Source organism: Streptomyces sp. NBC_01166 (genome assembly GCF_045039765.1).
In the GTDB taxonomy this organism is placed as follows: domain Bacteria; phylum Actinomycetota; class Actinomycetes; order Streptomycetales; family Streptomycetaceae; genus Streptomyces.
On the sequence record NZ_CP108614.1, the window covers coordinates 143601 to 166411 of the forward strand.

Here is a 22811-nt window from a genome sequence, read left to right on the forward strand (position 1 = left end):
GCGCCCGGTCCTGGACTCGCGGCTGGCCTAGCATCTCGTGCCATGAACGATGCCGAGAACGTCTTGGACTGGCTGCAGGGTTGGTACTCCGCCCAGTGCAATGAGGAGTGGGAGCACGAGTGGGGCATCAAGATCGTCACGCTCGATAACCCCGGTTGGTCAGTCCGCATCGACTTGGAGGAGACCGACTTGGAGGGACACGAATTCCCCCGCCACGATCTCAAGCGCGGCAAGGACGACTGGGTCATGGCCTGGACCTCCGAGATGGCCTTCCACACGGCGTGCGGACCAGGCAACCTCACCGAGGCACTCATCCTCTTCCGCAAGTGGGCAGTCGAGAACACCCCCAATTCCACAACGCTGCGCTTCTTGTAGATCTCGCGATCGACCACCGGCGGGCGTCCGCCGCGGCTGCCCCGCCGGGCGCGGTTGCGGATCTGGTCGGCCCGTTCGGGGATGGTGTGCGTGATACCCCGGCGCCGCAGCCAGGCCCGGATCGCCTTCGAGCTGTAGCCCTTGTCTCCCAGGACATGATCGGGCCGCAGGCGGGGGCGGCCGGGGCCGATGCCGGGCACCCGTATCGCCTCCATCACGGCGGCGAACTGGGTGCAGTCGTTGGTGTTCCCGCCGGTGAGGACGAAAGCGAGCGGTAGTCCAAGGGCGTCGCAGACCAGGTGAATCTTGCTGGTCAGCCCACCCCTGGAGCGGCCGAGTGCCGGATTTCGGAGCCCCCTTTTCGGGCCCCGGCAGCGTGCTGGTGGGCTCGGACGATGGTGGAGTCGACCGACACCAGCCAATCGACCTCACCCGCCGCGTCCGCCCGCGCCTGGGCTTCCCGAAGCATCCGCTCGAAGGTGCCGTCCCTGGCCCATCGACGGAAGCGGGTGTGCAGCGTGGCCCAGGACCCGAACCGCTCGGGCACGTCCCGCCAGGGCGTGCCCGTCCGGAACTTCCAGACGATCCCGCTGAGGACCGTCCGGTCGTCCAGCCGCTTCCGCCCTCGCTGCGCCCGCGGCAGCAGAGGCCGAATGAACTCCCACTCGGCATCCGACAGTTCAGGGCGACGTATCACCGGACCTTGATCCACCACGCAAGATCATCTGACGCAAAACCTAGGAGTTGTCCACTCAGTCGCGTGGCTGCTGGATGGGCGGCCGGGCTGGCTTCCTGGCCGTTGGTCGGTCCGGCTACGCCAGGGGCTGGACGCGGCGCTGAGTCACATCCCGCACACGGCGGTGGCGATGACGTCTTCGATTCGGCAATGATGGGCTGCAGGGGCCAGTCCGTTCGATGGGAGCTTCGTGGCGGATCTGATGTGGGGCAGTCCGCTGGACGGCAGGGACCCTACGATGGTGGGTCCGTATACGGTGCTGCGGGTCTTGGGGCAGGGCGGAATGGGCCGTGTCTACCTCGCTCGTGGCCTCGGCACGCGGTTGTACGCACTCAAGGTAATCCGCCCGCATCTTGCGGACGAGGACGGGTTCCGGGCACGTTTCGTGCGGGAGGCATCAGCGGCTCGGGCGGTGAGCGGAGCGTTCACCGCCCCTGTGGTCGAGGTGTCCCCCCCGGACGCGGAACTGCTCTGGATGGCCGTCGCATTCGTTGCCGCGCCGCCGCTTGACACCCTCATCGAGCGGGCGGGGACGCTGCCACCGGCAGGCGTGTGGTGGCTTGCGGCTGGCATCGCGGAGGCCCTGTTGTCGGTCCATGGCGCTGAGTTGGTGCACCGGGACCTGAAACCGGCGAATGTGCTGGTGACTGCTGATGGGCCGCGAGTGATCGATTTCGGGATCGCCAAGGCGCTGGACGCGGCGGGTACGGCTTCCACGAATGTGATGGGCACCTCGGGGTTCATGGCCCCGGAGCACATCCGGGGAGCCGCCGAGCCGGCCAGTGATGTGTTTGCGCTGGGTGCGGTGATGGTGTTCGCGGCGACGGGGCACTCACCGTTCGAGGGGCCGAGCGTGGGCGATGTCCTGGCACAGACTCTGTATCAGCCGCCAAACCTGAATGGTCTGCCGAGCGAGCTGGCTGACTTGGTGGGGCGGTGCCTCTCCAAGGCGGCGGAAGTGAGGCCCACCCTGGGCCAGATCCTGGAGGAGTTCAGGCACCATCGGGACCGGACCGTCGCGCCCCACTTCGCAGCAAGCTGGCTCCCCGCAAAGGCGCTTGCGGTGATCGAAGGCTTCGGTAGTCCGACATCCGCGGCCCCGACCGCCCCGCTCCAGCCGCCATCGACGACACGTCCCATTACAACGGATCTGCAAGAACGCACCCTTGAGGCAGAGTCGCTGGCTGCGGCGGGTGATATGGGGGCTGCGCGGGACGCGTATGCCGATCTGGTTTCCGTCCGCGTTCGAGTGCTTGGCCCTGACGATCCCGAGACGCTGCGGGCGCGGGACTGGCATGCCTATTGCATGGCTGAGGCGGGTGACGCGGCAGGCGCAAGTGAGCTGTACGCCGATCTGGTTCCCGATCGCATTCGGGTACTCGGCCCCGACCACCCCGACACCCTGCACACTCAGTTCCAGTACGCCCGCTACACGGCTGCGGCAGGTGATATGGGGGCTGCGCGGGACGCGTATGCCGATCTGGTTTCCGTCCGCGTTCGAGTGCTTGGCCCTGACGATCCCGAGACGCTGCGGGCGCGGGACTGGCATGCCTATTGCATGGCTGAGGCGGGTGACGCGGCAGGCGCAAGTGAGCTGTACGCCGATCTGGTTCCCGATCGCATTCGGGTACTCGGCCCCGACCACCCCGACACCCTGCACACTCAGTTCCAGTACGCCCGCTACACGGCTGCGGCAGGATCACGAGGCTAGGACTTGTCCAGGCCGCGCATCTAGTGCTCCAGCAGGATATCGCTGTCTGACCTGCGGGTTTCGTTGGGCGGCTGGAGCGGCGTAGGCCGCGCAGGCGGGGGCAGTCGCTCGGCATGAGCGCCCCAGTAGTCGTGCACCGACCGTCTTCCACTGGCGGCCGGCGGGTCGCGGTGCGCGGAGAGCTCCTGGGCCTGGCATACGACGACTTGGACCTCACCCTCGCATCGCTCCTGATGCGGGCGTGACATTTGACGACACTGCCTAAGGGCTGTCCCGCAAAGATCTTGGCTCCGAGTGCAGAGCAGCCGGAAGAGCTGGCGAGGTGCTCAACTGGTGGTTCGTGAGGTGTCCAGGGACCGGGCGAAGTCGGCGAGCGAGTGGAAGTCGTTCTCCCGTAGGCCGATCCGCGGGTTGACGTGGTGCAGGAGCCCGGCGCCTTGGTGGTGGGCGGTCACGTAGGTCTGATCCAGCTCGCTCTGTTCGTCGTCCACCCATGCGAAAGGACGGCCGCCTGCGTAGTCCACCAGCGGCCCGGTCTTCCAGTGGACGCCATCCGGGCGCTCTTGGAGTAGGACGTCGCCGAAGTCCACAAAGGGAAGTTCTGGAAGGCCCAGGACCGGTGCGATCCACCGGTTGGCGTCGTCCATCCATGTGGTGGCCCAGCACAGCTCGAAGCCGAGCTGGAGCAGAGATCGTCCGTGCTCTGGGTTGAGCCAGAGCCGCAGGGGCCGTCGGGACGAGAGGCCTCTGTCGTCCTGATGGGCGTCGTTCCGTGGGACTCTGAGTGTGGTGTAGCCGTCGGGACGTCTCTCCGGCTTGGCCGCGTAAGGGTTGAGCGGCCCGTCCACGTCGAGGAACAGCAGAGGTCGGTTCACGGTTTCCCCCGGTCTTGCGCACTGTGGACTGCCCCGAGCAGGGTAACTGTGGGATTGCTTCGGCATTGGGCCGGCCTGAGTGGTGATCATGATGTGGTGAGTGTGATCACGGCATCGGAGCCGTCCTGCATAACCCCGTTCGCGGGGCTGAGCCCGCGCTGTTTTGGCAAGCTGCTGACCACGCTGCGGCGCGATGGAGCAGATGTGGTCCACCGAGGCCGGCGGTGGAGCCTGCCGCTGGAGGACCGGGTGTTGCTGGTCACGGCCTACTGGCGCACCAATTTGACGTTGCGGCAGCTCGCTCCGCTGTTCGGCGTCTCGAAGTCCACGGCCGGCCGAGTCATCAACCACCTCGGCCCCCTGCTCGCACTCCAGCCCCGTAGGCGGTTCGCCAAGGGCACCGTGCTCATCGTGGACGGCACCCTGGTCCCCACCCGTGACCACGCCATCGCCGAGCGGTCGAAGAACTACCGGTACTCCACCAACCACCAGGTCGTCATCGACGCCGACACCCGCCTGGTCGTCGTGGTCGGCCGGCCGCTCGCCGGGAACCGCAACGACTGTAAGGCGTGGGAGGAGTCCGGCGCGAAGGCTGCCGTGGGCAACACCGTCACGATCGCCGACGGCGGCTACCCGGGCACCGGCCTCGTCATCCCGCACCGCCGTGAGCGCGGCCAAAGCGAACTCCCGGACTGGAAAGAGGAACACAACAAGTCCCACAAACAGGTCCGGGCCCGCGTCGAGCACGTCTTCGCCCGCATGAAGACCTGGAAGATCCTCCGCGACTGCCGCCTCAAAGGCGATGGCGTCCACCACGCCATGCTCGGCATCGCCCGGATGCACAACCTCGCCCTCGCCGGATAAGCAAGGCGGCCGCCATGCCCGAGGCGGCTTCAGGATCTTTGCGGGACAGCCCTTAGGGCCGCGAGGCCGTGAAGTAGCGGCGCTGGTGTCCCGCCTCGAACAGGCAACGTGGCAAGAGGTCCTGACACTGCGGCGTTCCTACAACAAGGCATGGCCTACAGACCGTGAAGACCCCGCCTGGTACGAGGCGGGAGACCTCGCGGCATCCCGGGGCCGCGCTGGGCTGAAAAACGTGTTGATCCGGCATACCGAAGACGCCCTGGCACGTACCGCGCGCTCCCATGGCAAGAGAATCGGGAGCTTCTCCGACGAGCAGAAGTCAGTCGCGTGCGGCGCCGTCGCACTCGCCGTCGAGGACCTCTCCCCCGACCTCGCACACCGGCTCCTTGGCCCCGTGCGTCTCGCACTCGGCGACGTGCACGACTGGCCGGTACCCGCGTGGGCCGACGCCTTGTAACAACACGCACGATGCACAGCGCAAGACCAGTCCGGCACCCGGCGGGCAGGTGAGGACGTGGCCCGCCCGCCCTTGTTAGTTCTGTGCGTCCATTCGAGGCAGACGCACTGCACATGCGCAACGTGCACTTCCTCCACCTGGACCGCCTGAACGAGACCGCCGAGATCAAACGGCGCCGAGTCATCCGCGTGACGAGGAAGAAGACCGCAGAGAGCATCGAGGAGAGCTGAGCGGGACGGCTCAACAGCACACCAGCCAGTAGAGCGAGACCCGGCCGACCCGCACCACACGCCTCTTATTGGAGTACGCGGCGCTCATCGGCGGACCGCTCGACGGACAGCGCCTCGACGTCACCGGGTGGAGCGTGCGGCAGCTGCTGGACGGCGCGGCGCTCATCACTGAGCTCGGCGCGCACGGGCCGGGCGGGGGCAGCCCGGCGCCCCGGACCGGCTGCACTGGGCCGGTGACACGCCCTGACGCAGTGTGGCCCATTGAGGGGCAAGCCCCCGCAAGTCCGGCTGCGATCACCTCGGTCCTCCGCCGCGAGGGCCGGCCGAGGCGCCAAGGCATGCCGGAGGTATTCAGTTCGCCCGTGTGAAGGTGAAGGCGCGGGGTGCAGTTCCGTCGGGTGCGGCCATTTCCACGTGCATGCTCCCGTTGTCGGGGCGGGTCATGGTGCGGCTCGGGGTCTGGGTGCAGAAGCCTTCGGGTTCGGACGCGGTGACGGTCTCCGGGCCGAAGGCCAGCGTGTCGCCGGCTGAGGCAAGGACGGAGAAGCCCTCGCAGTGGTGGGCGTCTCCGTCCCACGTGAACTCGGCACGTGTCCTGCCGGGAACACCTTGGCGGATGGTCATGCGGACGGTGGAGGTGGGGTCGTTCCCGTCCTGGGCCCACCAGGTGCCTACGTAGGAAGCGGGCACGGCGCTCCGGGAGGAGGCTGCCCGGTGCAGAGGGACGGTGATTCCGTCCGACTTCCAGGTCAGGCCTGCGTCACTGTCGCGCCGCAGGGCGATGTCGCTGGCCGATGTGCAGAGATGGGTGGGGGTGCCGGACGTCGGTCTGGGTGTGATGAGGAGAAGTGTGCCGGTGGAGCGGAGGGTTCCCTCGGACTGGCACAGGGTGGTCCGCGACAGGGTGATGACGTCGGCGATCTTCGTACCTACGGTTCCCTTGCGGACCACGATCCGGCGCAGTGAGGGGGCTTGTTCGCCGGGCTCGGTGAATTCGCCTTCCCAGGCGCCGACGTAAGGGTCGGGAACGGTGGAGGTGCTGCGGGTCCGGACAGGTGAAGGTATGGAGGACGGGCCTGTCGAGGGGGTCGGTGAAGGCATCGCGGTAGCGGTGGGCGAAGGGCTCAGGCTCGGGGCCGGGGACGAGCGGGGTGCCGCAGCCGCGGGCTCGGGGCTCTTCTCCTGGGCGTCTTGGGGGGAGTCGTGGTTGCGCATGCTGAGCGTGGTGACGACGACGGCTCCCGAGACCACGGCGGTGAGCGCGACGGCGGCTGCCGTCGCGACGAGGGCGGTTCGCCACCGCGGTGACCGGTCCCTGGCTTGCGGCCCGCCGAGAGTCTCGGGCGAAACGGCCGGGGGCAGAGCCGTCGCGGGGCTGGAGCTTGCCTCGACCCCGTACAGGACCGTGCCGACGCCCGCGGTCCGGGCGCTGAGGATCCGGGCGGCGGTGTGCTGCTCGGCCAGCGCCGTGCGCGAGACGAGCAGGATCGCGGCCGCGCCGCGTGACGCCGCGGCGTACCGGGCCGGTAGAGCGGCATCGTCACCGGGGCCCTGACTGCCGGGGGTCTGTTCGGTGTCGGTGGGATGGGGTGCCGGCAGGTAGGCGGCTGCCTCGTCCCGTACGCGGGTTACCGCGTCGTGGACCAGGCGGACCTGGATCAGCCGGTCCTGCGCTTCGCGCAGATCACCCGCCGCCTGCGTGCTCTGCGCAGCGGTCAGTGCCACCGGACCCGCCGCCGCGGTAGATCCGGGAGACGTGGCTTGCATCTGAAGGCCGGCGATGACGCCGAGAAGGATGTGGATGAGCCGCTCGGCGTCCTGCAGAGTCGTCGTGGCCTGGCCCACGGCCTGCTCCGGACTCACCCCCTGATTGCCATGGTCCGGCTCCGCGGGGGTGGCGGGCTGCTGTGCGGCGACCGCCTCGGCGTGCAGGCGTCGTGCCCTTGCCAGGAGCTCGGTGCGGGAGCGCGCGTCCTTGACCGTGTCGTGCACCAGGCTCTCGAGCAGGTGCAGGTGGACCGTCTTCGTACCCGAGCGGTACTCGCCCCAGAGTGTCTTGCCGCCCGCGTACCGGTCGGCGAGCTCGCGGACCGTGAGGTCCTTCGTCAGATTCCGCAGGAACACCGCCAGCGCGTTGGCCTGCTCCGACTGCCCCTTGGGCCCGCCCTGCGGACGTCCAGCCTTCATAACTGTGGATCCCCCGTTAGTTGTCCGCGTTGTCCACCGCTTCCACAGCGTCCCATCTGCGCTTACGCATAACGGCAGTTGAGGACAATCAGACCAGGTCACACCGTGAGAGCTCCAGCACTTCCCGGCCAAACCCTGGAGCATCCCGTGACCCGTACACCCGTGGGGGACCATGCCCGGTCCCGCACCGGCAGAACACCGACCGTCCTGCGACGCATTGGCGTTGTCCTGGCCGGGGCGCTGAGCGCCGGCGTCCTCTCCGCCTTCCCCGCCCTGGCCGACGAACCCAACCCGGCCGGTGCCCCGGTCCCGCTGGGCTCGGTGACAGCAACCGGCGACGACCAGCTCTTCGCGCTCACCGCGGACCACTCCGCCGTCTACCGGTACAACGGGCAGGGCACCGACTGGACCAAGGTCGGAGGACCCGCCCAGGACCTGTACGCGGGCGGCGCCGGACTCTTCGCCACCGCCCGGGACACCGGCAAGGTCTTCAAATACGACGGCACCCCCGAAGCCTGGTCGCAGATCGGCGAGGCCGGTGCGGACTTCGCCGTCACCAGTGACCGCCTCTACGCGCTGAACCCCGACCGCACCGCCGTCTACGAATGGTCCGGCCAGGGCACGCAGTGGGCGAAGGTCGGCGGGCCGGCCAAGGACCTCGACGCGGGCGGCGCCGGGCTCTTCGCCACCGCCCCCGACGACAAAATCTTCAAGTACGACGGTGCACCCGAAACCTGGTCACAGATCGGCGAACCCGGTGCGGACTTCGCCGTCACCAGCGACCGCCTCTACGGGATCGCCGCCGACCACACGGCCGTCTTCGAATGGAGCGGGCACGGCACCGACTGGAGCCGGGTCGGCGGCCCCGCCCAGGACCTGTACGCCGGTGGCGCCGGGCTCTTCGCGACCGACCGCATAAGCGGACAGCTCAACAAGTACATCGGGCAGCCCGACTCCTGGACCAAGACCGGCGAGCCCGGTGCCGGGTTCGCGGTCAGCGACACCCACCTCTACGGCCTCGCCCCCAACGGGACCGCGGTCCTGCGATGGGCCGGCACCGGCACCGACTGGACCCCCCTCGGCGCACCCACAACCGCGCCAGCCCCTCCCCCGGCCCAGGAGCCCCCGCCGGCACCCGCTCCGCCCCAGCCACAGGAACCCGCCCCCGTCACCCCGGGCGCCCCGACACCGCAGGAAGGTGTCCCCGCCCCGGTGGAAGAGGAAGGGGCAGAGACAGACAGCGCGGGAGACCCTGCCGAACCGGCCGAAGCCGACGCCGAGGCGCCCGCCCCGGACCAGAACGGGCAACGGGACATCACCCCGGCGCCGGTCCAGTCCGCCGGGCCGTCCGACACCCTGGACGAACACGCCGCCCGCATAGCCGTCACCGCACAGGACGACCTCTACACCCTCACCGCCGACAAGAGCGGTCTCTGGAAGCGCGGCAGCGACGGCTGGTCACCCCTCAGCGGCGCCGCGAACGCCGTCTACGCCGGCCGCGCGGGCGTCTTCACGACCGCAGACGGCAACGAACAGGTCCGGAAGTACAACGCCGCCACCAACGCCTGGAACCCGATCGGCGGCGCGGCCGGCCAGTTCGCCGTCACCGGAAAGCACCTCTACCGGCTGGTCCCCGACGGCATCGGAGAATGGCACGGCGACACCTGGACCAAGATCGGCGGACCGGCCAGGAACATCTACGCCGGACGTGCCGGCCTCTTCGCGACCAACCCTCACACCGGCGACCTCTACAAGTACAACGGCAAGCCCGGGAAGTGGACCCGGATCGGCGGTCCCGGCGCCCAGTTCGCCGTCGGCCACGACCGCGTCTACGGCATCAACCCCGACCACACGGCCGTCTACGAATGGACCGGGCAGGGAACCGCCTGGACCAAGATCGGCGGACCCGCCAAGAACATCTACGCCGGCGGCGCCGGCCTCTTCGCGACCAACCCCACCACCGGCAACATCCACCAGTACAACAACACCCCCGACGCGTGGACCGAAATCGGCGGACCCGGCGCCACCTTCACCGTCAGCGACACCCAGCTCTACGGCCTCTCCCCCGACCTCACCACCGCCTACCGCTGGAACGGCACGGGGGCCGACTGGACCCGGCTCGGCGGCGCGGCCGACATCGCCCAGCAGCACAAGGACGAACAACTCCTCGCCGAGTCCTGCGGTCAGGAATGCGTCGAGGAGTACCGCGAAGCGAAGAAGCTCCTCGAGACCAGCATCACCGACTGGCTCAAGGACAACGGCCTCGACATCCTGCTCGACACCTTCGACATCAACGACATCGTCAAGTGCGCACAGGGCGACCTACTCAAGTGCCTCTGGACAGTGACCGACGTCGGAAGCACCCTCCTCGGCGTCGGTGCCGTCAAGAAGACAGGCAAGCTCGCCAGCGCCATCAAGAAGACCGCCAAGGAACTACCCCCGTTCCTGAAGAAAGCAGACGAAGCCAAAAAGAAGTACCGCGACCTCCGCACACTCATCGACACCGCACGGAAGGTTGCGGAGCAAGGGCCCGCAGAGCCGGAACGGACACCTTGCCCTGTAGCCGCTTATCCGACCACACAGTCCTCCCCTCGTGCCGCATCGGTCTCGTATGAAAGGGCCGGTGACGGTAGTGGGCAACGAGGAAGTGGTCTGGTGCCCTGGACAACACAAGCGGAGACCAGCTCGTCGCGCGACAGATGCACTGATACGGAGAACGGTCCAGGCCAGATCGTAGTCACGCGGGTTCCCGGCGCTGGGGTTACACCTCAGCCCCCGGCTGCGGCCTCCAGCATGCTGTGTGCTCCACTGCCTGGCGGCTTCGACCGGTTCAAGGCCTGTGAGATTTCGACGGGCAAGGCTGAACTCTTCCGCGGTGGTCTTCCCGTCGGAACAGTTCACTTCGTGATCAGACAGGAAGTTCAACTCAAAAACAACAGCCTCACGTCCCTTGAGGACTTCAATCTCCAAGTAACGAGCGTCACCGGAGATACCTCAGGTACAACGCTCACACTGGACGCGGACTGCAGGGGGACGTGCAAGACGACCAGCCCCGTATCCAGCAGGCAAGACCTGACTGCAAATGCAGTCGTGAAGGGCATCATCACGCACCAAGACTCCCCAGTTTCTGCACACTCGGACAAAATCCGGTATGCCATCAAGATCGAAAGGCCTGGCTTCTCCGAGGGCGCGACGAACTGGCATTCGCCCATCTACCGGTGCGACGACACCATCAAGGGAATCGGTGCGGGCTGCGTCTTCCCTGAGTACGTTCCAACGCTCACGGAGATGCAGCGGTTGCCCGGCATCGCAGCGAACATCCGCAGGATCCAGCAGGGCAGCCCTTCTCACCTGGGTAATAAAGCACTGGGTGGCGTCGCGTTGACCCGCACCACCAGTGCCACGTTGGAGCAGGCCAACCGGCGTACAGCTTGCCCACGCTCTCGCCCACGTCCCTCTGGCCAAAGTTGCGACGAATATCCCTTTGCCAAAACGAGAGAAGGTGCTTCTCGATCTCCCGCAGCAGACTGGGGGTGGGCCTGGGTGCCTGTCGGTGAGCAGAACAGCCAAGGCGGGCTCGTAAGCGGGTTCTTCAAAGCTCAACGGGTCCTGGATGGCGATAAGTTCTGGGTTGAGGTTTGAGGAGGACGGAATGACCAGAGCATCCACACGGCTGGAAGTTTCCTACGGTCAGTACTGGATCGTGGGCGACGTCTTTGACGTGACCGAATGGGACTACACCGGCTTCAATGGTTTGATCGCGTCACTAAACGCGCCGGGAGGATTGGCGGTGGCCGGACAATTCGCAGTCATCATGACTGGTACGGAGACAGGCGGCGTCTTCGTGACCGTCGATGTTCGCAGAGAGCCTCCTGCAGATGTAGACGTATCGCGCTGGGACGACGTCGTCGAAGTTAGTCTGAGTCTCCCCGGTGACCAACCGATCATCACGGCGGATGGCCCGGACACCGGCCTCCCCGACCTGACTGAAGCACAGCCCGGGCCGTTCCGCGTCCGCGTCCATGCACGCGGACGCGACGCAGGATACGAGCGCGTCATGGTCTACTCCGATGAGGCTCCCGTCGAAGAACACCTCGTCATCATCTGGCCCGCTACTACCGCCCCTGAGATCACGCACAAGCTGACTGATCAGGTGGGCAAAGAGATCCGCTGCCGACCACACTGACAGACATCACCCGCAGTGGCCTGGCCAGCCCCGCGCGCTCAGAACGGCGGGTAAGCCGGGGACGCTGAAGGACGCTGAGCCTACGGACTCCAGGAAGAAGCCGAAGGGGCGCAGCTCTCCTGTGGAACTGGTCGGCGGGCCGCTGGACGGGCTCCTCCTGGACGTCACCGGCCTCACCCACCAGGAACGCACCGCCGGCGCCATGCTGATCACAAACCAGGGACAGTTCGGGCCTGGCGGCCGCGCCGACTACGAACCGCGGGCCAGCGACCCCGACCGATGGGACTGGGCTGGCGACGTCCCCTGACCCACCCACCAAAGCGGCAGACGCACCATTTCCACTCGGGACATTCGTCCCTTCTCTATCCAGTCGCGTGTTGTTGCATATCCGTGTTGCTCGGGATCGTCGCGAAGGATGTAGCTCGTTTGGGTGAACGCCGGCCGTAGCGGTCCTGGCGTGACGTGGGGTTCTGCAAGATCCGACAGGTGAGATGGAGGGTCTACTTTCACGGGGAAAGCGTGGATCTTCCCCTCGCGTACACGGATCCGGTCGTGTTGCAGCACCGGGACGTCCTGGAACGTGCGGCGGCTGGTGGCGGCGAAGGGCTCACACCGGGGACCTGCGCCCAGGCAGACCTGGAACGCTGGATGGCCGACCCTACGGTCAGCTACCGCGACGAGTCCGGCCACTTCGTCCCCTGGTCGGTACAGCACCGGCATGCCCGTGACCTGACCTACGGCACCGTCCGCTGGACCGGCCCGCTCAGCACCATCGATAGCGAGAAACGTTGGGCCGACGCCCGCCGACTCCTCAACGACGGCACGCTGCCGACCCCGGACCGCGTCGCGGGACTGCTGCTGATCCTTTACGCACAGAAGATCGCCACCATCAGCCAACTCACGGTCGACGACGTCCACTTCGACGACGACACCGTCTCCATCACGTTCGGCACCTCGCCGGTCGTCCTCCCCGCGCCGCTGGCCGCCCTGGTCCGCGAGCTCGTCGCGACCCGCCGCGGCAAGGCCAAGATCGGCACCTCGGAGGACGCTCCCTGGCTTTTCCCCGGAGGCCAGCCAGGACGCCCCCTCGGCGACGACCGGATCGGCCAGCGCCTCCACAAGATCGGGATCCGGCCCAAGCAGGACCGCTCCACCGCACTGTTCACCCTCGCCACCGAAGTCCCCGCAGCGATCCTCGCCCGCATGCTCGGCGTCCACATCAAAGTCGCCGTCCAGTGGCAGCAAGCATCAGCCGGAGACTGGGCCGCCTATGCCGCCGACGTCAGCCAGAGGACACAATCGCGACCTTAGGCATTGAGAGAATATAGATTTAGCGTCGTGTCGAGTCAACGGAAGTAAGCATCTTCCACAAGAGGCCGTCCTTCCCCTGAACGACTTCAACGCAGGAGCGGTATTCGGCATGGGAAAGCAACGCCGTATGCGCTGCCGGGTTTCTGTAATTTTTGGTCAGCATCCGCACTTTGGCTACAAAGCCGTCCGCTTCGAACAGCCAATCGGACCGGGGCCACTGGAGAGCGAGAGACCGAAGCGCGGATGCAAGCGGACTGGTCCCATTATTCTGCGACCTAGTCGTGGCTTCCATGAAGTGGGCGAGGGTTCCAAGTTCAATTGGCTTCCCTCTCTTGCAGAACTGTGCCATCCGGCGAAAGTCCCTGTCAGCAAGGTCGGTCGCCAGGTCCAGGTCGGACACTGCATGGCGCAGGGGATCGCAGATCAGGCGGAGGGCCTCCAACTCGACGGCCTTGCACAGGCCGATGATCGCAGCTGACCAGTCGAGCTCGGTGGCCATTTTCACTGCGAACCCGTCCGCGACAGCCTCCGCCGTTGCCAGCATTGTGAGTGCGGGCGCCGAAAGCAGGGTGGATCGAGAATCGCGAGCAAGAAGAACAGTACGCGCCTGCTCAACATCTGCCTCGCCAGACAACCCGACCAGTAGGCGAATCAACTCGGCGTGGCGATCCGAATCTTCAAGATCCCCGGCCTTAATTTCCCAGATCGAGAGCAACCGCCCATAGCAGCCGTTACACAAGAGGAGGCCCCATTCGTCGTGAATGGAGACCACGAGTTTAGATTTCTTATCTCTCCCGCATCGGGAGCAAGTGAATGTCGTTGCTGCAGCGAGCCGGTACTGATGCAAAGGCCCTCGTGGAGGGTACTTCTTGATTACCTCGAAACGAAACGGAGCCGATCCGCGATCGTCGATTCCCATAGATCCCCCCGTGACACGGCAATTGATTGGGATCCTACCTTCTGCGCCTCATCGCCCGCTGCTCTATTGGCCGCGATCGACTGAGCCCGGGTGGGGGTGACTCCACGGAACGGCACTCCACCATCCCTCAACTAGCCTTATTAGCGGCTATCTGCAATGAAACGGGCGATTCACGACAATGCGCACATCTGATGTCTCGACCGTCGGGTGGCTCACACGCTCCCAGGCTGCCTACCAATGTGGAGCTGCTGTCGGGGCATTCAGACAGTTCCAATACCCGACTCCACCATTAGGCAACTACGCGTCTGGGTTCCCCGATGATCTCGCGTTCGAGCGGTGGCTGACCCGGCTGGAGGACTTGGAGGAGGCCGACCGGCGTCTGAAGGCGGGCGAGCACGTCAGCGGTCCGGCGGCGGACACCTACCGGTCCCGGGTGACGGGCGGGGCGACGAAGTTCGCGGGACGGGTGCTTCGCACGGGTCAGCAGGCCCGGCACGTCATGGCGAACCCCTCGCTGCAGATCTACCCGGGCAAGGGCATGACCTGCGTCTTCGCCTTCCCGACGGCGCTTTGCGAGCTGGAACCCGCACTCGATGACGCCCGGGTCACCCCCGACACCGACGACTGCCGGCCGGCCTGCCGCAACATCGCCCGCACCGAGGAGAACATCGACGAACTGAGGGCCGAGACCGGCGAACTGAGACTCATCGTCGCCGACGAGGCCAGCCCGAAAATCCGCTACGGACGCGAACGCCGGCGCCTCGCCCATCTGGAGAGCCTCATTGCCGAGCATGAACGCGGACGGCCCGAGGGAGGCGTGTCGTGAGTCCTGAGCCGGATCCGCCGGAGGAGTTGTGCGTCAAGCTGCGGACGGCCGCCGACCGGCTGCTGGCCGGGACGCCGCTGCACTCCTCGGGCAAGCTCACCATCCTTGACCTGGCCGAGGAAGCCCAGGTCAAGCGGTGGCTGCTGACACACAAGTATCCGAACAAGCTCATGGCCAAGTACCAGGCGGAGTTCAAGGCCGCCCGGCACAAGAGCGAGCCGGTCAAGAAGGCCGAGGCCGAGATCGACAAGCTCCGCGAGGAGCTGGCCCGGGTCCGCAAGGAGAAGCGGCAGCTGACGGAGCTGGTGGGCATCTACGCGGTCATGATCGAACGGCTGGCGGGGGAACGGGCCGAGGCCCTGACCGAACGGGACGAGGCCCTCACCGCGCGGGACGCCGCCCTGGGCGTCACCGCCCTCCCTACCGCCCCACAACAACGGACCGAGCCCTCTGGGGGACGGACCCCTCGTCCATTGGCACTGCGGAAGAGCCGCTGAATGCCCGCAGCCCGGTTCGAACAGGCGCCGTTCCCCTTCCAACGACAGATCAGCACCGTCCGCGGGGCCATCGCTCCCACCACGGTCCTCAACTCTCCCTTGGCATCCCAACCACCCGCCCCAGGCGGGGGTATAGGGAGAAGCGCGTGATCAAGGATTGGCAGGTTCCCCGGATGTCCTTGGTGCCCCTGCAGCTAGGCTCGCGGGGTGACTGACACCACCTACCTCGCCGCGGTCCGAGAGTCGTACGACACTGTGGCCGCCGACTACGCAGCAACCGTAGTAGCCCCTGCCGAACTGGATCCGCTGTCGCGCGCGATGCTGGCCGCATTCGCCGAACTTGTGCAGGCGGCCGGGCGTGGGCCGGTTGCGGACGTGGGGTGCGGTCCTGGCAAGGTGACAGCGCACCTGGCTGACCTGGGGCTCTCGGCGTTCGGTATCGACGTGTCGCCGAGGATGATCGAACTGGCCCGGGATGCTTATCCGCACCTGCGGTTTGCGGTGGGCTCCATGACCGCGTTGGCCATCGACGACCACGATCTTGGCGGCATTCTGGCCTACTACTCCACTCACCACACGCCGCCGGAGTTGCTGCCGGCCGTGTTCGGCGAGTTCCACCGGACGCTGGCGCCTGGTGGATACCTGATGCTGGTCTGTCGCGTTGGAGAGCGTGAGCGCCAGCGTCGAATGCTTGCCTATGGTGAAAATCCGGCGACCTTCGAGTCCTATCGACTGCCAGCGGACACGATCTCTGAACTGCTGCAGCAGACGGGGTTCGTTGTCACCGCTCGACTGGTGGAGCCTCCCGCAGAAGAGGCGAAGGCAGCGATTTCCAGCTTCTTGGTCCGCAAGCCGGAATAGTGCGATCCCGGTCAGGTTTCGTTCCGGGCGTCTTGCGGCAGGGGGATCACCCTGACTGTCTCGCTTGACTTGGTGCAGAGAAGATCAGAAGAGCTGAAGGGCGAACGTGCACGCATCAGAGGACACGTCGCCGCCCGCGTCGGCTGACCGCTACGTTAGTCAAGACGCTGAGGGCCGTGGGCTCTCAGAAGTGAGGCCAGGTGGCCCGGGGCAATACCGGGAGCCTGGCCTTGCGTGGCTATGACGTCGTCAACCGGCCCCAGCGGGTCGGCCCGAAATGGCCCCACTTTGTGAAGACCACCGACGGTATGAAGGAGTCCACCGCGGGGGCATGCACGAGTCCAGTGGACTTAGGGGTTTGTGGAGCCTTCCTCGGCGAACTGCTGGAGGAAGGCGTGAGCGGCCTCGTTGATCTCTTTGACGGGGTCGGGGCAGCTTTCGAAGTCGAACCACTCCCCGTGGGTGCGCCTGGCGTTGAATTGCTCATGCAGGTAGCGCTCAAGAGGGAACCCACCGCGAGCGCTCCAGAGAAGTTCCAGTTTGGTCGCGGAGCCTGACTGCAACGACTTGATCCGCAGGGCTATGTCTTTCGCAACGCCGATCTTGACTGAGCCAGGGGTGCCGTCGGTCGATATGGCATACACCCACCGGTCATCGAAGCGAATCTTTTCGCGCACTGCACGAGGCATGGGCTGCTCCATCAGTTCGATCATCTCCTCATACTCGCGATCCATCCGCTCTTTGATTGCGGCTGTCAGACGCTCCAGCTTGTCTCGGGCCTGCTCGGCAGTGATCGCTCCAGCTGTAATCAGATCGAGGAGTTCAATCACAGCCGGGACTTCGATGTCAGTGCCCCAGCTGGGAGCGTCTCTTCGCGTATCGCCGCCCATCCCAACCCCCCACTGCAAGGTGACATTCTCGATGCGGTGGCTGCCGAAGGTTAGCTGCACGGTGAAGGATTGGGCCACGAGGAGTCCTCTCAGACCAAGGGGTGGTGTGGTGCCGGGCGGGGCCATCGTCGCCGATGCCACTGACATTGGTGTTCGTGGCGCTTAGGGTCTGTCCGGCGGATCTTGCACGCTGTCCTGGCGCAGGCGGTGGTTCTATGTCACCCACTCGCCGGTGACGCGTCCGAGGGAACTGCCGTCTCTGGCGCGACGCCGGCCGCCGCCAGCTCCGCGCTGTGATTCAGGAGTAGCCCACAGAACGGGCAGAGGAACGACTGGATACTTCCCACCCCCTCGTTCCGGTCGTCGTGCGGGCAGGTGTCCCACTCCCCTTCGCAGGAGCAGCCCCTGGGCTCCAGGTCACCGTAGACGTTGCCGCTGTATCCGCAGGCCGGGCAGTTATGCCACCAGCGGCGTGTGCCGGGCTTCGCCAGGGCGTCTTCCAGTAGACGCCCTGAAGCGCTGACTTCAGCCAGGATCGGCGCGATGGACAAGGCAGGGAAGTCGTTGTGAACCCGACGGATGGCGGCGCCCACGCTCGATGCGAGTACAACCTTCACCATCACTGCGGTCCGCGCCCGCTGCTCGATCTCGGGAGGGCTGGGCGGAGCTTCGAGCGGGAAGGTGTAGGGGCCTATGTCGTAGGCGACGAGAAGCTCTCTCGCAGCGTCCCTTATCCGGTCCCCAGCGGAGTCGAGGGCGGTGAGCAGGGCTGCGCTCAAGGTCGGGCGGGCTACAGCTTCCTGGACGTCGGCGTGCCGCGCCTCAGCCCACCATGAAATGACCGACTGAGCCGTCCGGGCGGCTGTGGTGAGCTCGCTGAAGACCTTCTGGGCTTGGCGAAACGCTAGGTCCTCGGTCGCTCTTTCGATGGCCGGCCGGTCGCTCTGACCCTTCTGGCTCGGCAGGTCGGCAACCTTGTCCAGGTTCGTGAAGACGGGCTGGTACTCGCCCCAGAAGGTGGAGGAGTCGAGGCACAGTTCGGCGCGTACGGCTTCGATGACCTGGAGACCGAGTTTGACTACCTCGGCCGCAGACTCTTCGCTGTGGTGCGCGTAATGAGCAACGCCGTTGCGTGATGCGGCGACCGGGTGAAAGCCGCGCTCGTCGAGGGGCATACGTCCGTCCATGAAGACCGTCGCGTCCCTGAACGCTTCCGTGATGCCGATGGTTCGAGCCTCGGCCAGCGGCTTGACTCCTGGCGCGTTTCCGAATCCGAGGGCATGGAAGCGGTGGGCCCGGTCGCCCTTCTCTGAGATGAGAAGCGGGTCGTGGCGGCACAAGAGGGCCTTGAGAATGTGTTCGCACCCGATGCCGCAATGCAGCACCGCGAAGGCTCGGTTTCCCGCGCGCCACGAATCCAAGCTGGCCCGAGCGAGCTGGCCCGCCATCTCGCTGAACCTCTCCTCGTTCACCTCTACCTCTCCCCACGCCTGCCCCTGACCGCCACCCCGTCCCAGTGCTGGACGGTGGCGCTTGGAGTAACAGAATCACGACTTCCGTTAGGTCGTGGGGCATTGAGCGTCACTCACACGGCCCCGTCGCCCGTCGGTGGTCTTCACAAAGTGGGGCCATTTCGGGCCGTCACACTGGGTCCGGTAGACGACGTCATAGCCACCTTGCGTCTGGTCCGTCAACTTCTGCCATCTCAGCGGGGAGCCCAGAAGAGGCAGGGCAACACGCACAGACCAGCTAGAGAACGGGGGCAGTAGATGCAGGAGCAGCGTTCGCAGCGGCCGACTCCGGAGCAGTGGGAGGACGTGGTGATCATGCTGATGGAGGTCCAGGCCACCCTGGCCGCCTCGATCGACTCCGGCGTCGTGGAGGATCACGACCACCACGTGCTGGGGCTGCCGTCAGGACTGGCGGGAGCAACACCGGGCGGTGCCCGGATCGAGGCTGCACTTCACGCGGTGGTGGCCGTTCGGCATCTCGTGCAGCAGGCAGTGCACGGAACCGAGCTCCCTGGCACGCCGATCCTGGAGCGTGCGCAGCGATACCTCGCCATTTCGGGCGGGTACGTCGCCACCACGAGGGAGACGGAGCTGCACCAGCGCATCGGCCACCACCGATAGGCCAGCCTCGAAGGGCAGATCAGGAGCGGGCGACTGCTCCGGAGACGAACCACTGCACGAGCGTGGCAGCGAGGTGCACGCCCGCGCGGGCGGCCTCCAGGGTCTCGGGCACTGTGCCGCTCTGGGCGCCGTGGCGCGAGGTCTGGCCTTCCCACAGCGCGCGCATCATCGCCTCCGCCGGAGCGATCGGGTTGTCGCTCGGAGTGGGGATCGCGGTGGTGAATTTATGCCGGACGTTTTTGATCTCGCCCAGCATGGAGCCGAGTGTGGCCTTGGTGTTGTTGGGCTGGACGACCGTGTGCGCCGCGGACTCCACCGCCTTGATGGCTTCGCTGTACGCACGCGTCGGATCAGGGCTGCGCCCGTAGGCGGCCTGCCACGCGGCAGCGAGATGATCCGCGGCCGACCCTGCGGCTGGTGCGACTGCCGCATCCGCGACGGTCCGGCGAACCGCGTCCCGCACGCCAGGGGTGACGCGTTCCTCGAGCCCGTCCAAGGTCTCAGCAACGCGGTAGGCAGACCCCGCTTCATCCAGCAGGATGCTGAGCCTGCGGATCGATTCCGGGTCGTTCACTTCGCGCTCGACCTTGTAGGCGAGCACCGCGTCGACCACGTCCAGCAGATCCGCGCCATCGGCGTGGGTCAGAGTCCAGTGATAGGGCGCCGAGGTCTGGAGACGCTGTGGTGGCGACATGCGCAGTCGTAAGCAGATGGTGCGCTCCACGTCCTCCTCGTCGGAGTAGTTGACCAACTCCCTAGATTCCAGCGCGTGCCCCACCCACTCCTGCAGCGGCTTCGTCAGGTGCCCGGGCATGCCCTCGAAGGGGCCGTCATGTTCGGGAGCCTCTGTGAGGCCGGCACGAACAGTGAAGCGCGGGCGAGGCGTGGTCGTCATGCCGGAACGGTAGCCGGACAAGGCAGCTCGTCGGGTAACCCTTTTTCCAGCGTTCCGGCGCGGTCACTACCGTCCGCGATTCGGAGGCGCCGAATCGAAGGTGCGGAAGTCCGTGGGCCATGTTCGGGAAAAGCCGGGACACGGCGCCTACCGGGACGGAAGGATGTTCATCGCACTGAGGGAGGATCACCCACGCACGGACGAGCGGAACACGCCGGACGCCGCGCGTGGTCCTTACTGTCCACGGCCGAGACTCCCGGCCAGTCGGTGCACAGCTGTGTCCTTTTCGAGCACGAGAGGAACCGGCGCGCGACGGAGTCCTCGGCGCGCCGTACCGCCTTCGTGTCCCACCTCTTCACAGTCCTGCGCGAGACGCTTCCGGAATTCCTGGGAAGCCTGGCCGCCGCCGTCGTCACCACAGCAGTCGCCGCCGCTGCCCGCGCCGCACGGACATCCCGTCACCGTCGGCGCTCCGAGCCGCCGACGGCCCAGCTCCCGCCGGCACAGGAGTAGCGCAGACGCCCCGCCACCGGCAGCCCTGTGGCGAGGCCTTGGTCTTATTCAGGCGGCCCAGCCGATGGAGGAGACGTTGCTGTACGCGTCGTACTCGGAGCCGATGTCTTCGATGATCTGATCCCAGATCGCGTCGAGCTCGGCCAGGTCCTCCTCGAGCCAGGCGTCCACTGCGCGGTCCCATACGCCGCGGACGTTGATGCTGCGGCTGGCCACATCGCGCTGGTGCCTTCGCTCGACCCCGGACTGGTCGACCGGGTTGATCTCCACCCGGGTCCCGCGGCCCTCGTTGTTCAGGCGGTGCTTGAGGTCGGTGGCCACGTTGCGACGCCGCAGATCCCAGTACGCCGCGTCCAGCCGGGTCCGGTTCGCCTTGTTCGGGGTGCGCTCCTCCGCGAGCCAGGCCATCAGGGTGCGCGGGGAAACGTGGATACCGGCCCGGTCCATGGCCTCGTATCCGGCATCGGTCTTGGTGAGGTAGCGCAGGCGGGCGGAAAGCCCGCGGTCGCTGTCCACGGGTGAGGCGATGCCGGTGACCATGTTCTCGATTGCCGCACCCAACGCGTCCGCGCCCGGGACGCCGCGGGCGTTGAACATGCCAAGGTCCATCCACCGCCCGGCCATCAGCCGGCCACCTTGCCGACGGTGTACTCACCGGACGCCTTGCCGTCACCGTGCTTGATCTTCATCTGGGCCACACCCCGGCCCTCGGGAAACACCTTTCGCCAGTCGCCCGTCAGGTGGAGTTCGTCGGTGCCCATCATCGCGACGACATCGAGACCGGCCTGGCTGGCCTTGTACGCCTTGCCCCACAGGTTCGCGTAGGCCTGGGAGTGGATGATGTGCATCCAGTCCGGGCGGACCATCTCGCGGTTGTGGATCGACTCCCCCATCGTCGAGATGAACTTGCTGTACATCGCCTTGACGTACTCCAGCGTCAGCGCGTCCCCGTTCTCGATCGCCTCGTCACGGGCGGCGGACAGCAGCTTGCGCAGGGCGTCCAAGAAGTTCTCCGTCGCGCCAGACGTCCAGGACTCGTGGATGACCGGAGCGTCCGTCAGGCCGTACTTCGGACCGGCCAGGCGCTGGAGCAGCCGCAGCGTGCTGTTGGTAACCCAGAGGGCGCCGGGCTCGTCACGGTCGCCGATCGGGTCCGGCAGATGCGCGTGCGTCCACTCGGCGGGGGTAATCAGGTGGACTCCGGAGCGCTTCGGCTCGACACCTTCGCTGCCGGTGCTGTGCTCCAGCTTCCCGATCGGCAGCCAGCACTTGAGCGCCGACAGATAGGCCGCGTTCACATCGAGCGCGGTGACCTTGATGTCGCCGGGGGCCCGCAGCGAGTAGCCGGGGTGGTGGAACTTGGGGCGCGCCTCCCAGATCTGATCCGGGTCCTTCTTCGACGGTTTCTTCAGGATGTCAGGCAGCGCCGGGTAGGCGGTGTAGTCGTAACGGGCGGTGGCCCGGGTCTCGTTGAACAGGTGCATCACGTCGGGGATCGCACGCTTGATCAGCGCCTTCAGCGCCGCTTCCTCGTCCCCGCCGGCACGCTCGGCCTCCTCCTGGACGGCGCGGCTGATGAGGAGAGTGGTGTCGGCCTGGGCTCGGGCCGCGCTGCGGGCTCGGCGCTCCGGCCGGTTAGGCAGGGGCGCCGGCGTCGGTGAGGCAGGCGCGTGTGCAGCCGGGGCGGCGGCTGGGGCGGGTGCCGCCGAAGAGCTGGCGGCGGCGGGCGCGGTCTGTGGGGCGGCGGGGCCGGCGGGCTGGCACAGGGCGCCGGAGTGCAGCGGGCGGCCGTCCGTCGACTGGTAGGTCGTCTCCACACCGCAGCGGATGCAGGGGCCGGGGTCTCCCTCGATGGCCCGCCCGTCCGGGCCGCGCAGCGTCTCCGGGGCCGCGACAAACGCGGGCGGAACCGGGGCAGCTTCCGGGGCCGGATCCGCGGTGATTTCGGTTGCGGCTGCGGGTGCGGAGGTGGCCGGGTAGATCTCGGCGAGGCCCTTGAGCAGCTTCAGGTATGGCAGGCGCCCGGGCGGGGTCGGATCCGAGTGGCCGGTCTCCCAGTTGGCAACCGTCGTACGGCCGACGCCGACCGCTGCGGCGACCTGCGCGCGGGACAGGTTCGCGGCCTCGCGCAGACGCTGACGCTCAGCCGGCGCCGGAATGGAGGCGTTCAGCCTCGCTTCCTCAAGCAGCGCTTCCACGCTGTTCTCTTGGCTCATGCCGCGACCCTAGCGCACTTGGACGACTTCCGGCATTGAATTGGACGTTCAGTGACCAAGTCTTGTGCGAGTGCGCTACCGTCGTCGTCAGCACAACGGAACGGCGCTGCGGGAAGCAACGGCGTCCGGT

General features: G+C 66.8%; 19 protein-coding genes and 1 pseudogene. 11 read left to right on the plus strand and 9 right to left on the minus strand.

The window, feature by feature from the left end:
- Positions 1-42: 42 nt before the first annotated feature.
- Positions 43-375 carry an immunity 53 family protein gene (locus OG379_RS40330; RefSeq protein WP_331735192.1) on the plus strand — a complete coding sequence of 111 codons (333 nt, stop codon included), beginning with the start codon at positions 43-45 and terminating at the stop codon, positions 373-375.
- Here OG379_RS40330 and OG379_RS40335 read toward each other — a convergent pair.
- Positions 351-1072 (minus strand): annotated as a pseudogene (locus tag OG379_RS40335) (IS5 family transposase); the annotation flags it as partial. The gene OG379_RS40330 and the pseudogene OG379_RS40335 overlap by 25 nt on opposite strands.
- A 229-nt stretch (positions 1073-1301) precedes the next feature.
- On the opposite strand from OG379_RS40335, the gene OG379_RS40340 reads away from it, so the two are divergent.
- Complete coding sequence (locus OG379_RS40340; protein WP_405668950.1) at positions 1302-2822, plus strand: serine/threonine protein kinase; 1521 nt, start codon at positions 1302-1304, stop codon at positions 2820-2822.
- Positions 2823-3148: 326 nt separating this feature from the next.
- Here the strand turns inward: OG379_RS40340 and OG379_RS40345 are convergent, their stop codons facing one another.
- Positions 3149-3697, minus strand: coding sequence for a hypothetical protein (locus OG379_RS40345; RefSeq protein ID WP_331735200.1), 549 nt, complete (start codon positions 3695-3697; stop codon positions 3149-3151).
- Between the two features lie 93 nt (positions 3698-3790).
- Between OG379_RS40345 and OG379_RS40350 the strand changes: the two genes are divergently transcribed.
- Complete coding sequence (locus tag OG379_RS40350) at positions 3791-4561, plus strand: transposase (protein WP_331735202.1); 771 nt, start codon at positions 3791-3793, stop codon at positions 4559-4561.
- A 1038-nt stretch (positions 4562-5599) separates the two neighbouring features.
- On the opposite strand, the gene OG379_RS40355 is transcribed toward OG379_RS40350, so the two are convergent.
- The gene (locus OG379_RS40355; protein WP_331735207.1) at positions 5600-7435 is read right to left on the minus strand and encodes a hypothetical protein; all 1836 of its coding nucleotides are present in this window, start codon (positions 7433-7435) and stop codon (positions 5600-5602) included.
- A gap of 147 nt (positions 7436-7582) precedes the next feature.
- Between OG379_RS40355 and OG379_RS40360 the strand changes: the two genes are divergently transcribed.
- The 4 genes from OG379_RS40360 (at position 7583) to OG379_RS40375 (ending at position 12932) form a co-directional block, all read left to right on the plus strand.
- Positions 7583-11077, plus strand: a complete 3495-nt coding sequence (locus OG379_RS40360) for a NucA/NucB deoxyribonuclease domain-containing protein (RefSeq protein WP_405668953.1) — start codon at positions 7583-7585, stop codon at positions 11075-11077.
- A gap of 10 nt (positions 11078-11087) precedes the next feature.
- Positions 11088-11621, plus strand: coding sequence for a hypothetical protein (locus OG379_RS40365; RefSeq protein ID WP_405668955.1), 534 nt, complete (start codon positions 11088-11090; stop codon positions 11619-11621).
- 64 nt (positions 11622-11685) lie between these two features.
- Positions 11686-11928 (plus strand): hypothetical protein, encoded by a 243-nt coding sequence (locus OG379_RS40370; RefSeq protein WP_331735680.1) that lies wholly within the window; start codon positions 11686-11688, stop codon positions 11926-11928.
- 212 nt (positions 11929-12140) lie between these two features.
- Positions 12141-12932 carry a hypothetical protein gene (locus OG379_RS40375; RefSeq protein WP_405668957.1) on the plus strand — a complete coding sequence of 264 codons (792 nt, stop codon included), beginning with the start codon at positions 12141-12143 and terminating at the stop codon, positions 12930-12932.
- Positions 12933-12951: 19 nt separating this feature from the next.
- On the opposite strand, the gene OG379_RS40380 is transcribed toward OG379_RS40375, so the two are convergent.
- A complete protein-coding gene (locus OG379_RS40380; RefSeq protein ID WP_331735219.1) occupies positions 12952-13704 on the minus strand; it encodes a hypothetical protein in 753 nt (250 codons plus the stop codon).
- 505 nt (positions 13705-14209) lie between these two features.
- On the opposite strand from OG379_RS40380, the gene OG379_RS40385 reads away from it, so the two are divergent.
- The 3 genes from OG379_RS40385 to OG379_RS40395 all read left to right on the plus strand — a co-directional run bounded on the left by OG379_RS40385 (position 14210) and on the right by OG379_RS40395 (position 16035).
- The gene (locus OG379_RS40385; protein ID WP_405668959.1) at positions 14210-14677 is read left to right on the plus strand and encodes a hypothetical protein; all 468 of its coding nucleotides are present in this window, start codon (positions 14210-14212) and stop codon (positions 14675-14677) included.
- On the plus strand, positions 14674-15174 hold the full coding sequence (locus tag OG379_RS40390; protein ID WP_331735225.1) for a hypothetical protein: 501 nt from the start codon (positions 14674-14676) through the stop codon (positions 15172-15174). Before OG379_RS40385 ends, OG379_RS40390 begins: the two co-directional genes overlap by 4 nt.
- Positions 15175-15381: 207 nt before the next feature.
- Positions 15382-16035 carry a class I SAM-dependent methyltransferase gene (locus OG379_RS40395; RefSeq protein WP_331735229.1) on the plus strand — a complete coding sequence of 218 codons (654 nt, stop codon included), beginning with the start codon at positions 15382-15384 and terminating at the stop codon, positions 16033-16035.
- Positions 16036-16385: 350 nt separating this feature from the next.
- Here OG379_RS40395 and OG379_RS40400 read toward each other — a convergent pair whose 3' ends face one another.
- Positions 16386-17003, minus strand: coding sequence for a GIY-YIG nuclease family protein (locus OG379_RS40400; RefSeq protein WP_405668961.1), 618 nt, complete (start codon positions 17001-17003; stop codon positions 16386-16388).
- Positions 17004-17143: 140 nt separating this feature from the next.
- Positions 17144-18397 carry a hypothetical protein gene (locus tag OG379_RS40405; RefSeq protein ID WP_331735236.1) on the minus strand — a complete coding sequence of 418 codons (1254 nt, stop codon included), beginning with the start codon at positions 18395-18397 and terminating at the stop codon, positions 17144-17146.
- Positions 18398-18694: 297 nt separating this feature from the next.
- Between OG379_RS40405 and OG379_RS40410 the strand changes: the two genes are divergently transcribed.
- The gene (locus OG379_RS40410) at positions 18695-19057 is read left to right on the plus strand and encodes a hypothetical protein (protein WP_331735239.1); all 363 of its coding nucleotides are present in this window, start codon (positions 18695-18697) and stop codon (positions 19055-19057) included.
- A 19-nt stretch (positions 19058-19076) separates the two neighbouring features.
- Here OG379_RS40410 and OG379_RS40415 read toward each other — a convergent pair whose 3' ends face one another.
- From OG379_RS40415 to OG379_RS40425, 3 genes are all read right to left on the minus strand, one after another.
- The gene (locus OG379_RS40415) at positions 19077-19952 is read right to left on the minus strand and encodes a hypothetical protein (protein WP_405668963.1); all 876 of its coding nucleotides are present in this window, start codon (positions 19950-19952) and stop codon (positions 19077-19079) included.
- 561 nt (positions 19953-20513) lie between these two features.
- Positions 20514-21089 carry a transcriptional regulator gene (locus OG379_RS40420; protein ID WP_331735247.1) on the minus strand — a complete coding sequence of 192 codons (576 nt, stop codon included), beginning with the start codon at positions 21087-21089 and terminating at the stop codon, positions 20514-20516.
- On the minus strand, positions 21089-22681 hold the full coding sequence (locus OG379_RS40425; RefSeq protein ID WP_331735250.1) for a helix-turn-helix transcriptional regulator: 1593 nt from the start codon (positions 22679-22681) through the stop codon (positions 21089-21091). The genes OG379_RS40420 and OG379_RS40425 overlap by 1 nt, the downstream gene beginning before the upstream one ends.
- Positions 22682-22811 lie beyond the last annotated feature (130 nt).

What these genes read in the sequence shown, in the direction of transcription:
- OG379_RS40330 (WP_331735192.1), top strand. Translation starts at nt 43, where the DNA reads ATGAACGATGCCGAGAACGTCTTGGACTGGCTGCAGGGTTGGTACTCC.
- OG379_RS40355 (WP_331735207.1), bottom strand. Translation starts at nt 7,435, where the DNA reads ATGAAGGCTGGACGTCCGCAGGGCGGGCCCAAGGGGCAGTCGGAGCAG.
- OG379_RS40365 (WP_405668955.1), top strand. Translation starts at nt 11,088, where the DNA reads ATGACCAGAGCATCCACACGGCTGGAAGTTTCCTACGGTCAGTACTGG.
- OG379_RS40410 (WP_331735239.1), top strand. Translation starts at nt 18,695, where the DNA reads ATGCAGGAGCAGCGTTCGCAGCGGCCGACTCCGGAGCAGTGGGAGGAC.
- OG379_RS40415 (WP_405668963.1), bottom strand. Translation starts at nt 19,952, where the DNA reads ATGACGACCACGCCTCGCCCGCGCTTCACTGTTCGTGCCGGCCTCACA.
- OG379_RS40420 (WP_331735247.1), bottom strand. Translation starts at nt 21,089, where the DNA reads ATGGCCGGGCGGTGGATGGACCTTGGCATGTTCAACGCCCGCGGCGTC.
- OG379_RS40425 (WP_331735250.1), bottom strand. Translation starts at nt 22,681, where the DNA reads ATGAGCCAAGAGAACAGCGTGGAAGCGCTGCTTGAGGAAGCGAGGCTG.